We start from the raw sequence: 13,128 nt of genomic DNA, 5'->3' as shown, positions 1-13,128 counted from the left end.
GAGAGCGATCATGAACAGCACCCCATTCTTCGCCGCCCCCGTGCACGATCCTGCCAAGGCCCTCCAGGTGCACGACATCGCCGCCCAGGCGCCCTGGTCGGGCCTCGTCAAGCGCGGGCAATCCATCCGCATCATCGACCTAGAAGGCCAGCAGGCCGTCGACACCCTGTTCTACCGCGCCGACGATTTCGCCGAGCGCTATTCCTCCCAGGATACGCTGCGCGTGCAGGGTTCGGCCTATGTCTCCACGGGGACCCGGCTGATCTCCAACGAGGGGCACCTGATGCTCACCGTCACCGCCGACACCTGCGGGCGGCATGACACTTCGGCGGGCGCCTGCTCGTGCGAGGCGAATACGGTGCGGTTCGGGCATCACACGAAGTATCTGCACGCCTGCCGCGAGAACTTCGTCGTGGAAGTCACGAAACACGGCATGTCGAAGCGCGACATCGTGCCGAACATCAATTTCTTCATGAACGTGCCGGTGGAGCCCTCGGGCGAGCTGGCAATCGTGGATGGCGTCTCCAAGCCCGGCGATTATGTGGAGCTGAAGGCGGAGATGGATGTTCTCTGCGTCATCTCCAATTGCCCGCAGATCAACAATCCCTGCAACGGCTTCAATCCGACGCCGATCCGCGTCCTGATCTTCGCAGCGACCGAGGGCTGAGCTTTGTTCACCAAGGTTCTCATCGCGAACCGGGGCGAAATCGCCGGCCGGATCATCAAGACATTGCGACGCATGGGAATTGCCTCCGTCGCCATCCATTCCGACGCGGACCGCTTCACGCGGCCCGTGCTCGATGCCGACGAAGCCGTGCGCGTCGGTCCCGCCCCCGCCAGCGAGAGCTATCTCGACGTCGAGGCGGTGATCGCCGCCTGCACGGCGACCGGCGCCCAGGCGGTGCATCCGGGCTATGGCTTTCTGTCGGAAAATGTTGCGTTCGCGCAACGGCTTGCGGAAGCCGGGATCGTGTTCATCGGCCCCCGGCCGGAGCATCTGACCGCGTTCGGGCTCAAGCACACGGCCCGCGACATCGCCCAAAAGAGCGGCGTGCCGCTGCTGCCGGGCACCGGCCTGCTGGACGATGTGGACGCGGCGCTGACGGCGGCGGACGCCATCACCTATCCCGTGATGCTCAAGAGCACGGCGGGCGGCGGCGGCATCGGCATGCAGCTTTGCCATACGCCACAAGAGCTGAGGGAGACCTTCGAGCGGGTCCAGCGCACCGCGCGCGCCTCCTTCGGCGATGCCCGCGTCTATCTGGAGCGCTTCGTTTCCGACGCGCGCCATGTGGAAGTGCAGATCTTCGGCGACGGCAAGGGCCAGGTGATCGCGCTCGGCGAGCGCGACTGCTCGCTCCAGCGCCGCAATCAGAAGGTCGTGGAGGAGACGCCGGCCCCTTTGCTTTCCGAGCAAACCCGCGCGCGCCTGCACGACGCGGCGGTGAAGCTTGGGACAAGCGTATCTTATGCTTCAGCAGGAACGGTTGAATTCATCTATGATCCGGCACGGGAGGATTTCTACTTCCTGGAGGTGAACACCCGTCTTCAGGTGGAGCACCCGGTCACCGAGGCGGTATTCGGCATCGACCTCGTGGAATGGATGATCCGCCAGGCCGCCGGCGAAGACATCATTCCCGCAACTCCGCTGGTGCCCAAGGGCGCGGCCATGGAGGTGCGGGTCTATGCGGAAATCCCGCACGCCAATTTCCAGCCCAGCGCCGGCCTGCTGACGCAGGTGAAATTCGGCCCCAATGCGCGGGTCGATACCTGGGTCGAAACCGGCACGGAGGTGACCCCCTATTACGATCCCATGCTGGCCAAGGTGATCGTTTCCGGCGCCGACCGCCCGGCCGCGCTCGCCGCCTTGCGCGCGGCGCTGGCAGACACCTCCATCAGCGGCATCGAGACCAATCTCGCCTATCTGCGCGCGATTGCGGCGTCGGACCTGCTGGCCTCCGGCAAGGTGGCGACCACGGCGCTGAAGGATTTCGCCTTCCGGCCGGAGAGCATCGAGGTGCTCAGCCCCGGCGCGCAATCGAGCCTGCAGGAACTGCCGGGACGGCTGCATCTGTGGCACGTGGGCGTGCCGCCCTCCGGCCCCATGGACGCGCGCTCGTTTGCCTATGCCAATGCGCTGGTGGGCAATAAGGAAACCGCCGTCGCCCTGGAAATGACCGTCAACGGACCGACGCTGCGCTTCCACACCGACGCCGACGTCGCCATTTCCGGTGCCCATATGCCGGCGACCCTCGATGGGGTGCCGGTGCCCCACGATGCGGCGTTCGCGGTGAAGGCGGGGCAGATGCTCGCCGTCGGCGCCATTTCCGGTCCCGGACAGCGCGCCTATCTCGCCGTGCGCGGGGCATTCGCGGCACCGGAAGTGCTGGGCTCGCGCGCCACCTTCGCCCTCGGCCTGTTCGGTGGCCATGCCACCGGCAATCTGAAGGGCGGCGACGTGCTGCACCTCAACCCGCCCGCCACCCGCCCGCCCCTGCCGGAAACGGTATCGACGCAGCCCGCGCTGCTGACGCGGGAGTGGGAGATCGGCGTGGTCTACGGTCCCCACGGCGCGCCCGACTTCTTCCAGGACGAAGACATAGCGGACCTGTTTTCGGCAACCTACGAAGTGCATTTCAACAGCGCCCGCACCGGCGTGCGGCTGATGGGCCCGACCCCGCGCTGGGCGCGCACGGACGGCGGGGAGGCCGGGCTTCACCCCTCCAATCTGCACGACAATGCCTATGCGGTGGGCGCCATCGACTTCACCGGCGACATGCCCATCATCCTCGGCCCGGACGGTCCCTCGCTCGGCGGCTTCGTCTGCCCGGCGGTGATCGCGCGGGACGAGCAATGGAAGATGGGCCAGCTCAAGCCCGGCGACAAAGTGCGCTTCCACCCGCTGCCCCGCCCGCAGGACCCGGTCGCGGGACCGGCCGTGAAGTCCGTGCCGGAGGCGGCCTCCGCCATCCTTGCCCAGCGCGACGACGGGCCGGTGCGGGTGGTCTATCGCCGGCAGGGCGACGATAATCTGCTGGTCGAGTTCGGCGACATGAAGCTCGACATCGCCTTGCGGCTGCGCGCCCATCTGCTGGCGGCGGCGGTGGAAGAGGCGAAGATCCCCGGCCTCATCGACCTCACCCCCGGCATCCGCTCGCTCCAGCTTCATTATGACGGCACGCAGGTCTCGCGCGGAAAGCTGCTCGGGCTACTGGACGAAATCGAGCGCAACTTGCCCGCCGCCGAGGACGTGGTGGTGCCAAGCCGCATCGTCCATCTGCCGCTGTCGTGGAACGACGAGGACGCGCAGCTCGCCATGCGCAAATATCAGGAGCTGGTGCGCCCGAACGCGCCCTGGTGTCCTTCCAACATCGAGTTCATCCGCCGCATCAACGGGCTCAAGAACGAGCAGGCGGTGCGCGACGTGGTGTTCGATGCGCGCTATCTCGTGCTCGGCCTCGGCGACGTCTATCTCGGCGCGCCGGTGGCGACCCCCATCGACCCGCGTCATCGCCTGGTGACCACCAAATACAATCCGGCCCGCACCTGGACCCCGGAAAATGCGGTCGGCATCGGCGGCGCCTATATGTGCATCTACGGCATGGAAGGGCCGGGCGGCTACCAGCTCTTCGGCCGCACCATCCAGGTGTGGAATACGTGGCGCACCACGCCCGTGTTCAAGCCCGGCACGCCCTGGCTGCTGCGCTTCTTCGACCAGATCCGCTTCTTCCCGGTCAGTCACGCCGAGCTGATGGAGGCGCGCGCCGCCTTTCCCCACGGCGCCTATCCGCTGCGCATCGAGGAGACGCAATTCTCCTATGCGGATTATGCCGCCGAGCTGGCGCGCAACAGCGGCGAGATCAACGCGTTCAAGGCGCGCCAGCAGGCGGCGTTCGACGCGGAGCGCGCCCATTGGAAGGAACAGGGCCTCGACAGTTTCGTGGCCGACGAGGGGATCGCGGGCGGCGCGGAGGAGGCCATTCCCGAAGGTTGCTTCGGCATCAGCGCCAATGTTCCGGGCAATGTCTGGAAGGTGCTGGTGGAAGAGAATGCGCATGTGGCGGCGGGGGAGACCATCGCCATCATTGAATCCATGAAGATGGAAATCTCTATCACCGCCCATGCCGCGGGGCGCGTGCGCGCCGTGCGCATGGTGCCCGGCCGCACGGTGCGCACCGGGGATGTGGTGGCAGTTCTGGAGGCCATAACGTGACCAGCAAGACGTCAGAGATCCCGCTCAGCGGCCTCGAGTCCCGCGCGCCGGCCGGCGAGTCCGTGCCGATCGCCGTGGTGGGCGCCCATCTCTCGGGCATGCCGCTCAACGGCGAACTCACCGGCGCCGGTGGTGCCCTGCTGAAACGCTGCCGCACCGCGCCTGATTATCGCCTGTTCGTCCTGCCGGACACGGTACCCGCAAAGCCCGGCGTAGTGCGCGAGCCGGGCTTCTCCGGCCCCGGCCTGGATGTGGAGGTCTGGGCGCTGGATGCCGCCGCGTTCGGCGCTTTCGTCGCCCGTATTCCGGCGCCACTCGGGATCGGCAAGATGACCCTGGACGACGGCACGCAAGTGCCCGGCTTCCTGTGCGAGGCCCATGCGGTGGCCGGCGCGCAGGAGATTACCGCGCTCGGCGGGTGGCGCGCCTATATCGCATCGCGGCAAAGCTGACCCGCCGCAGCGGAGGCGCGGCGGCATGTGCCCTGCGCCTCCAATCCCTTGCGCTATGCTGCATCGCAAACGCGACGAAAGATGGATTTAGATCGATCTAATTTTTCGTTGACCGTCGGTTTTGCCTCCCCTAGAGAACCCTGGCCGAGCGCAGAAATAGCGTCGGCGGGGAGACGCCGCGTGGATCTGAGGAAAGGTAAAGGCGCGTCCGCGCCCGCTCGCGCACCGGGCGAAACCGCCCCCGGCGGCGCTGCCCTTCCGCTCGCCCACCGCGTCACGCTCAACGACATCGCCGCCCATTCCGGCGTCTCCCGCGCCACGGTCTCGCTGGTGCTGCGCAAGAGCCCGCTGGTAAAGGAAGAGACGCGCCTGCGCGTCGATCAGGCCATGGCCGACCTCGGCTATGTCTATAACCGCCGCGCCGCGAACCTGCGCTCGGGCGCCTCGCGCACCATCGGCCTTGTCTTGTGCGAGATCATCACCCCCAATTACTCCCAATTCACCGCCGGCATCGACGACGTGCTGGACGCGGAAAGCTACGTCGGCTTCATCACCAATACGGCGGAGGATGCGGCGCGCCAGAAGCGCGTTCTGGTGCGCATGCAGGAGCACGGCGTTGACGGCATCGTGCTGGTACCGGCCGAAGAGACGCGGGCCGATGCGCTGGAGGAGGCCCATTGCGGCGGCCTGCCCTGCGTGCTGGCGCAGCGCCGCGTGGAGGGCTTTCCGGCGGATTACGTCGGCCCCGACTATGCCGCCGGCATGGAACTCGTCACCGAGCATCTGATCGGCCTCGGCCATCGCCATATCGGCTTCATCGGCGGCGTGCGGCGCATCGCGCCCTTGAGCGAGCGCCTCGCCGGCTTCCGCCGCGCCTTGCGCCGGCACAAGCTGAAAATCGGCCCCATCGTGCCCTGCCCGGTGCTCGACCGGTCCTCCGGCTATGCCGCCGCGCGCGACCTGTTCGCGGAGGAGAACCCGCCCACTGCCCTCGTTTGCTACAATGACATCGTCGCGTTCGGCGTGATGCTGGCGCTGACCGAACGCGGGCTCGAGCCCGGCCGCGATGTGGCGGTGGTCGGCTGCGACGATGTCGCCGAGGCCGGCCTCCATCGCCCCGGGCTGACCACCTTCACCACCGATCCGCGCGTGGTGGGGCGGGAGGCCGCCAAGCTTTTGTTGCGGCGGATCGAAAATCCCAGCCGGCCGCCGGAGCAGATCATCGTGCCGCCGCGCCTGATCATCCGCCAGTCGTGCGGCACCGGCTTCAACGCACCACCAAGGACGCCGGCGGCCAAGCCGGAGATGCCGCTGGCGGCCCCCGCCCGCCGGCCGCGCCGCCCCTCCCCTCAAGCCCTCAAGGGAAGCGCAGGGACATGAACTACGTCTTCCAGTTCGGAGAAGTCTTCAACGCCTGGCAGGACCTGCTTTATGGCGCGTGGCTGACGATCCAGCTCTCGGCCGTGGCCATGGTGCTCGGGTTGATCGTCGCGGTCGCGGGCGCGCTCGGCAAGACCGCCGGCCCGCGCCCGGTGCGCTGGCTCGTGGACACCTATGTGGAGATCATCCGCAACACCCCGTTCCTGGTGCAGATCTTCCTCATCTTCTTCGGCCTGCCGCGCATCGGCCTGCGGCTCGACGCCAACGAGGCCGCGCTCCTCGCCATGGTGGTCAATGTGGGCGCCTATGCCACCGAGATCGTGCGCGCCGGCATCGAGACCATCCACAAGGGCCAGATCGAGGCGGGCAAGGCGCTGGGCCTCAAGCCCATGCAGGTGTTCTCCTATATCGTGATCTTCCCGGCGCTGAAGGCGATCTACCCGGCGCTTACCAGCCAGTTCATCCTGCTGATGCTCACCTCCAGCGTGGTCTCGGCGATTTCGGCGGAGGAACTAACCGCCATCGCCAACAATCTGCAATCCCAGACCTTCCGCTCATTCGAGATCTACCTGGTGGTCACTGCCATGTATCTCGCCATGTCGCTGATGTTCTCAGGGGTCTTCGCCATCATCTACAAGGTGGTCTTCGCGCCCACCGATGTGGCCCGCTGAGGAGGATGCCATGATCCGTCAATTCACCTCCGCGGAACTGCTCTTCCTCATCTCGTCCGTGCGCTGGACGCTGCTGCTCTCGCTGATCGCCTTCGTCGGCGGGGCGACCGGCGGGCTCCTGGTGGCGTTCGCGCGCACCTCGACCTGGCCCTGGCTGCGGGCGACCGCCGCCGGTTACATCCAGATTTTCTAGGGCACCCCGCTGCTCATGCAGCTGTTCCTGGTGTTCTTCGGCGCGACGTTCCTCGGCCTCAACATCGATCCCCTGGCGGCGGCGGCCATCGGCCTCACGCTGAACGGCGCGGCATTCCTGGGCGAGATTTGGCGCGGCTGCATCCAGGCCATTCCCAAGGGCCAATGGGAGGCGTCCACCGCGCTGGGCCTGCATTATTTCACCCGCATGAAGGACATCATCCTGCCCCAGGCGGCGAAGATCGCGGTGGCGCCCACGGTCGGCTTCCTGGTGCTGCTGGTGAAGAGCACCTCGCTCGCCTCCATCATCGGCTTTGTCGAACTCACCCGCGCCGGGCAGATCGTCAACAACGCCACCTTCCGCCCGTTCCTGGTCTTCGGCGTGGTGGCGGTGATCTATTTCATCCTGTGCTGGCCGCTCTCGCTCTATTCGCGCCATCTGGAAAAGAAGTTCGGAACCGTCTCGCGCTGAGGAGCGGACGCATCTAGATCGATCCAATTCGCGCCGCCCCTCATCGGCGCGCCTGCCCCGCACAGGGGCCAATCGGAGGAAAGCAAATGTCCCTGACGTCCGTTCTGACCCTTACGCGGCGCGCCTTCGCCGCCCTCGGCCTCGCGGCGCTCGCCGCGACCGCGCTCCCGCACGGCGCCTCCGCCCAGAGCATCGACGACATTTTGTCGAAGAAGAAGCTCCAGGTCGGCATGCTGGTGGACCTGCCGCCGTTCGGCCTGCTCAACACCGAAGGCAAGCCGGAAGGCTATGACGCCGACGTGGCCAAGCTGATGGGCAAGTATCTCGGCGTCGAAGTCGAGATCGTTCCAGTCACCGGGCCGAACCGCATCCCCTATCTGCTGACCAATAAGGTGGACGTGCTGGTGGCGACCTTCGGCATCACCCCCGAGCGCGCCAAGCAGGTGCAGTTCTCAATTCCCTATTCCACCATCGAGATCCAGCTCATCGGCCCGAAGAAGCTCGACATCAGGAGCCTCGACCAGACGGTCGGCAAGAAGATCGCGGTGGCGCGCGCCTCCACCCAGGACACCGCGCTGACGGCGGCCGTACCCAAGGGCGCCACCATCATGCGCTTCGACGATGATGCCACCGCCGCCCAGGCGTTCATCTCCGGTCAGGTGGATCTGCTCGGCGCCAACAATCTCATCGGCGTTCAGCTCGCCGAGGCGAACCCGGACATGGGCATCGAGCGCAAGATCGTCCTGCGCAGCCAGTACAACGGCATCACCGTGCGCCGGGGCTCCACCGACTTTCTTCAGTGGATCAATACGTTCCTGTATTTCGTGAAGAACAACGGCGAACTCGACGCGATCAACCAGAAGTGGTTCAAGACCCCGCTTCCGGCGATGCCCACCTTCTGATCGTCTTTGCCAAAAAAGCTGCGGACGCCGGGCGCCCGCAGCGTCCCAAGATCCGGCATCCTTTCGGAGACCTGACATGAACGCCGCCACTGAAGGCCAAAGCCACGGCCAGAGCCCGGATCTCAGCCCCGCGCCCTCCCCTCAGGCCGCGCCGGTCATGATCCGCATGGAAGCCGTGGAGAAGCACTACGGCACCTATCACGCGCTGAAGAACGTCAATCTCACCGTCACCCACGGCGAGCGGATCGTCATCTGCGGGCCGTCCGGCTCCGGAAAATCCACCCTCATCCGCTGCATCAACGCCTTGGAGCATCACCAGAGCGGGCGCATCGAGGTGGACGGGGTGGAAGTCGGCACCTCATCGAAGAACCTCGACAAGGTCCGCGCCGAGGTGGGCATGGTGTTCCAGTCCTTCAACCTGTTTCCCCATCTGACCGTGCTGCAGAATTGCACGCTTGCCCCGCGCAAGGTGCGCGGGCTCGCGCCCAGGGACGCGGAGGCGATCGCCATGAAATATCTGGAGCGCGTGCGCATTCCCGAGCAGGCGAACAAATATCCCGGCCAGCTCTCCGGCGGCCAGCAGCAGCGCGTCGCCATCGCCCGCGCGCTGTGCATGAGCCCCAAGATCATGCTGTTTGACGAGCCCACCTCCGCCCTGGATCCGGAAATGGTCAAGGAGGTGCTCGACACCATGACCTCGCTCGCCCAGGACGGCATGACCATGATCTGCGTGACCCATGAGATGGGCTTCGCCCGCCAGGTCGCCGACCGGGTGATCTTCATGGACAAGGGCGAGATCGTCGAAGAAGGCGCGCCCGAAGAATTCTTCGCCCATCCCAAGAGCGAGCGCACGCGCGCCTTCCTGGGCCAGATCCTGCACCACTGAACCCCGAACCCCGCGCCTGCGCCCCCCAACCAGAAGCGAGACCCGCCCGTGAGCCGTGCGTCCCTGATCACCCTGGACTGGGGCACTTCCTCTCTCCGCGCCTATCTGCTGGGCGCGGCGGGTGAGATCCTCGCGCGCGCCGAGACGGCGGAAGGTCTGATGGCGGTGAAGGACCGCGCGTTCGCGCCCGTCCTCTCGCGCATCGCCGGGCCGTGGGCCGCCGCGCACGGGCCCCTGCCCGTTCTGCTGTCGGGCATGATCGGCAGCCGTCAGGGCTGGGCCGAGGCCCCCTACGTGCCCTGCCCCGCCGGCATCGAGGATCTCGCGCGCGCCCTGATGCCGCTTGCCATCGAGGACCCCGCCCTCGGCCCGGTGCATATCGTGCCCGGCCTGCTGGTCGACGACCCGATAACTCCCGACGTGATCCGGGGTGAAGAGACCGAAGTGTTCGGCGCTCTCGCCCTCACGGGGCGGGCCGAAGGCCTGTTCGTCTTGCCCGGGACCCATTCCAAATGGGTGTTGGTGGAAAACGGACGTGTCACGGGCTTTGCCACCTTCATGACCGGCGAGATCTTTGCCGCCCTCAAGGGTCACACCATTCTCGGCCGCATGATGGGCGACGCCGCGCCCTCTCCCGCCGGCTTCCGGGCGGGGGTGGCCGCCTCGCGCGAGCTGCATGGTCCTGGAGACCTGCTATCGCGCCTGTTCACCGTCCGCGCCCTCGGTCTCACCGGCCGGCTTGCCGATGCCGACAGCGCCGACTTTCTCTCCGGCCTGCTCATCGGTGCGGAGCTGGCCAGCGTCACCGACGGCCGGGAGACGTTCACCTTGATCGCCAATGCCGCGCTCACGCAGCATTATTCGACCGCAGCCGACCTGCTCGCCCTGCCCCACGACCGCGCCCCGCCAGACTGCGCGGCCGCCGGGCAGATGGCCATCGCCCGCGCGGCCGGCCTCATTTGATCGCAACGGGAATGTTCAAGATGGCCCTTTCCTTGACCCAAGCCATGGCCCGCTGCCCCCTGGTCGCGATCCTGCGCGGCCTCAAGCCGGACGAGGCGGAAGACGTTGGCGCGGCGCTTGTGGCGGCGGGGATCACCATCATCGAGGTGCCGCTCAATTCGCCCGACCCCCTGCGCTCCATCGCCCTGCTGGCGGAGCGGTTTGGTGATTCCGCCCTGATCGGCGCCGGAACGGTGATGACGCCCGCAGCCGTGACCGACGTGGCACGGGCGGGCGGGCGGCTGATCGTGATGCCGCATTCGGACCCGGAGGTGATCCGCGCGGCCAAGGCGGCGGGCCTTGCCTGCACACCCGGCGTCGCGACGCCCACCGAAGCGTTCGCGGCGCTGAAGGCCGGGGCGGACGCGCTCAAGCTGTTTCCCGCCGAGGGTCTGCCTCCGCAGGTGCTGAAGGCCTGGCGTGCCGTGATGCCCGGCGTCACGCTGCTGCCCGTGGGTGGCATCGACGCCACCAACATGGCGGCCTACCGCGCGGCGGGCGCGGACGGGTTCGGCCTCGGCTCCGCGCTCTACAAGCCGGGCAAGGCAGTGGATGCGATCGCTGCCGACGCCGCCGCTTTGGTGGCTGCCGCGCGCGCCGTGTTCGGCTGAAAGCGCGGCCTCACCGCCCCCACAGGTCGCAAATGCGCATTGCGGCGGCGTCCCGATTTTCCCGCGCCAGGAAATCGACCGTCGCAGCGGCCGGCATGGGGCGGGCATAGAGGAAACCCTGCGCCACCTCGCAGCCCCGCTCGCGCAGGAAGCGGGCCTGGCCCACGGTCTCCACGCCCTCCGCCACCACGCACATGCCGAGGTTCTTGCCGAGCTCGATCACGGTGCAGACGATGGCGGCATCGAAGGAATCGATCTCCGTGTCCTGGACGAAGCTGCGGTCGATCTTGATGGTGTCGATGGGCAATTGCTTGAGATGGGTCAGCGCGGCATAGCCGGTGCCGAAATCGTCAAGCGCCAACTTCATCCCGGCGCTGTGCAGCTGGCCGAGGATCGGCGCGACGAAATCGGAATTGCGGCCGAGGAATACGGTCTCGGTAATCTCGATATCGAAATGTCCCGGTGCCACCCGCTCCTGCTCCAACAGATCGAGGATCTGCCTCGCAAGGTCGCGGTGGGTGAATTGCGCCGGTGAGAGATTCACCGCGACCCGACCCACGGGATGGCCCTGATCGAGCCAGGAGCGCACGTCACGCGCCACCTGCCGCAGCATCGCCTCGCCCATGAGCAGGGCGAGCTCGGGATCCTCGAACGCGGTGTAGAAGCTCTGCGGCTGGAGCACCTGCGTGCTCGAGCGCTTCCAGCGCATCAAGGCCTCGAACCCCATGAGCTGGCCGGTGATGAGCGACACCTTGGGCTGGTAGTAAGGGGTGATTTCATTGTTAGCGACCGCCGCCGCCAAGGAGCGGTTGAGGGAAATGCGCTCGTTCATCGAGCGCCGCATCGCCGGGGCATAGAGCACGGCGCGATTGCGTCCCTCCTGCTTGGCAGCATAGAGGGCGAGGTCCGCGTCCTTCATCAACTCGCCCGGCGCGTAATCCGCGCTCGGGCAGGCAGCAAGGCCAATGCTCGCCTTGGTGGAAAGGGAGCGGTCCTGATAGATCAGGGGGTGGCGGAAATTGGCAATGATCGCCTGGGACAGCGCTTGAGCCTCCTCCAGCGAAATCGCCCCCCGCAGAAGGATCACGAATTCGTCGCCGCCGAGCCGCGCCACCAGGGCCTTCTCCCCGGCGAGGTGCTCCAGGCGACGCGCGGTTTCCACCAGCAGTGCATCGCCCGCGGCATGGCCGAGCGTGTCGTTGACGTCCTTGAGTCCGTCGAGATCCACCAGCAGCAGGAAGATGGACCCGGCCTTGGTGCGGGCTTCACGGATGGTGGTGTCGAGCTGAGCCTGGAAGGCGGCCCGGTTGGTGAGGCCGGTCAGCGCGTCATGGCTCGCCGCATGGCGGATCTTCTGTTCGGCCGCGAGGCGGTCAGTGATGTCGATGATGCCGGAGACGAGGCAGGCCTCGCCGTCGATCTCGATGAAGGTGGCGGCCACGAGAACGCTGCGCACCTCGCCATGGCCGAGGCGAATCCTGGTCTCGAAATTCGTGACCGAGCCGTCGCGGATCAGGCGATCCAGGAACATCCTGCGGGACGAGGCATCGGCATAGATCTGCCAGGCGGAGTGGATTCCGAACTCGTGCGGCTCACCGCCGAAATAACTCACGCCGGCTGCGTTGTAGCGCAGGATGCGGCCGCTCTCGAGTTCGGTGATCAGCAGCGGAATGGGCACCGCCATGAAGGTCCGCTCCAAAAGCCGCTCGCTCTGAGAAAGGACTTCGCGGGCAGCCTTCTGGTCTCGTGTCGCCGCCCATTCGAGACGGCTCTGCCGGTTGTTGCGGACCAGAACCAGGATCAGCGCGACATTCATCACGAGGACCGCGAGCGCCAGTCCCACCGCAGTATCCGACTGTGGCGGCAGGCCGAGATACCCCGCCAGCAAGAGAACGCTGCATACGGTGCCGCCCGCAACCGACCAGCGAAACGAAATCGGCACCACCAGATAATAGATCGCCGGCAGCAACAGCACCACGAACAAAGCGATATCGCTGCGCGAACTCACCAGAACCGCGACGCCGACGGCGGTGCACCATTGCCAGACGATGATAATCGCCTGCACCGCGCGAAAATGCCGGGCCCGATTGACAATGGCGGCGCAGGCCAGGGAAACCACGATCACCGCGAACCGCGCGTAAATCGCCTCGAAGAAGTGAGCCTGCCCTTCGAAGCGCCAGTCGCTGAACAGGAACAGCGTGTTGAGGATGGCCGACAGGACGAACAGCACGCGGCTGTGCCGAAGAAGTTCGTGGAAACGCTGATCCCGAAAGGTCTGCTCGCGGACTGGCTCAACGAATTCCCCGGTTATGGAATCGAGTCGCCCGTCATCCATCTCGGCCCCGTC

Annotated in this window: 9 protein-coding genes and 2 pseudogenes; 10 read left to right on the top strand and 1 reads right to left on the bottom strand. The window is 66.6% G+C overall.

The annotated features are described in order from the left end of the window. The first annotated feature begins 10 nt into the window (after positions 1–10). The 10 genes and pseudogenes from V5F77_RS07795 to V5F77_RS07750 all read left to right on the top strand — a co-directional run bounded on the left by V5F77_RS07795 (position 11) and on the right by V5F77_RS07750 (position 10,781). Positions 11–667, top strand: a complete 657-nt coding sequence (locus tag V5F77_RS07795) for an urea amidolyase associated protein UAAP2 (RefSeq protein WP_429004773.1) — start codon at positions 11–13, stop codon at positions 665–667. A 3-nt stretch (positions 668–670) separates the two neighbouring features. Further along, positions 671–4,213: an urea carboxylase gene (gene uca / locus V5F77_RS07790; RefSeq protein WP_429004772.1), complete on the top strand. Its 3,543-nt coding sequence runs from the start codon at positions 671–673 to the stop codon at positions 4,211–4,213. Further along, a pseudogene (locus V5F77_RS07785) lies at positions 4,174–4,665 on the top strand (allophanate hydrolase-related protein); the annotation flags it as partial. The gene uca and the pseudogene V5F77_RS07785, both read left to right, overlap by 40 nt. A gap of 180 nt (positions 4,666–4,845) precedes the next feature. Next, on the top strand, positions 4,846–6,045 hold the full coding sequence (locus V5F77_RS07780) for a LacI family DNA-binding transcriptional regulator (RefSeq protein ID WP_429004771.1): 1,200 nt from the start codon (positions 4,846–4,848) through the stop codon (positions 6,043–6,045). Continuing rightward, positions 6,042–6,716, top strand: a complete 675-nt coding sequence (locus tag V5F77_RS07775) for an amino acid ABC transporter permease (protein ID WP_429004770.1) — start codon at positions 6,042–6,044, stop codon at positions 6,714–6,716. The genes V5F77_RS07780 and V5F77_RS07775 overlap by 4 nt, the downstream gene beginning before the upstream one ends. A gap of 10 nt (positions 6,717–6,726) precedes the next feature. Then, positions 6,727–7,380, top strand: a pseudogene (locus V5F77_RS07770) (amino acid ABC transporter permease). Positions 7,381–7,466: 86 nt separating this feature from the next. Next, entirely contained in the window at positions 7,467–8,282 is an 816-nt protein-coding gene (locus tag V5F77_RS07765; RefSeq protein WP_429004769.1) for a transporter substrate-binding domain-containing protein, read from the top strand. Between the two features lie 157 nt (positions 8,283–8,439). Further along, on the top strand, positions 8,440–9,168 hold the full coding sequence (locus tag V5F77_RS07760; RefSeq protein ID WP_429004829.1) for an amino acid ABC transporter ATP-binding protein: 729 nt from the start codon (positions 8,440–8,442) through the stop codon (positions 9,166–9,168). A 48-nt stretch (positions 9,169–9,216) separates the two neighbouring features. Continuing rightward, positions 9,217–10,131: a 2-dehydro-3-deoxygalactonokinase gene (locus V5F77_RS07755; protein ID WP_429004768.1), complete on the top strand. Its 915-nt coding sequence runs from the start codon at positions 9,217–9,219 to the stop codon at positions 10,129–10,131. A gap of 20 nt (positions 10,132–10,151) precedes the next feature. Next, on the top strand, positions 10,152–10,781 hold the full coding sequence (locus tag V5F77_RS07750; protein ID WP_429004767.1) for a 2-dehydro-3-deoxy-6-phosphogalactonate aldolase: 630 nt from the start codon (positions 10,152–10,154) through the stop codon (positions 10,779–10,781). 10 nt (positions 10,782–10,791) lie between these two features. On the opposite strand, the gene V5F77_RS07745 is transcribed toward V5F77_RS07750, so the two are convergent. Beyond that, positions 10,792–13,116 (bottom strand): putative bifunctional diguanylate cyclase/phosphodiesterase, encoded by a 2,325-nt coding sequence (locus tag V5F77_RS07745; protein ID WP_429004766.1) that lies wholly within the window; start codon positions 13,114–13,116, stop codon positions 10,792–10,794. Positions 13,117–13,128 lie beyond the last annotated feature (12 nt).

The sequence above is a fragment of the Roseixanthobacter psychrophilus genome, assembly GCF_043195195.1.
Lineage (GTDB): Bacteria > Pseudomonadota > Alphaproteobacteria > Rhizobiales > Xanthobacteraceae > NCEH01.
The sequence above is the reverse complement of the archived record's forward strand: the minus strand, read 5'-3'. Positions and strand labels throughout refer to the sequence as shown.

Bases quoted from the DNA above. Each gene is read 5' to 3' on its own strand.
- V5F77_RS07765 (WP_429004769.1), top strand. From the start codon at position 7,467: ATGTCCCTGACGTCCGTTCTGACCCTTACGCGGCGCGCCTTCGCCGCC.
- V5F77_RS07795 (WP_429004773.1), top strand. From the start codon at position 11: ATGAACAGCACCCCATTCTTCGCCGCCCCCGTGCACGATCCTGCCAAG.
- V5F77_RS07775 (WP_429004770.1), top strand. From the start codon at position 6,042: ATGAACTACGTCTTCCAGTTCGGAGAAGTCTTCAACGCCTGGCAGGAC.
- V5F77_RS07760 (WP_429004829.1), top strand. From the start codon at position 8,440: ATGATCCGCATGGAAGCCGTGGAGAAGCACTACGGCACCTATCACGCG.
- V5F77_RS07750 (WP_429004767.1), top strand. From the start codon at position 10,152: ATGGCCCTTTCCTTGACCCAAGCCATGGCCCGCTGCCCCCTGGTCGCG.
- V5F77_RS07745 (WP_429004766.1), bottom strand. From the start codon at position 13,116: ATGGATGACGGGCGACTCGATTCCATAACCGGGGAATTCGTTGAGCCA.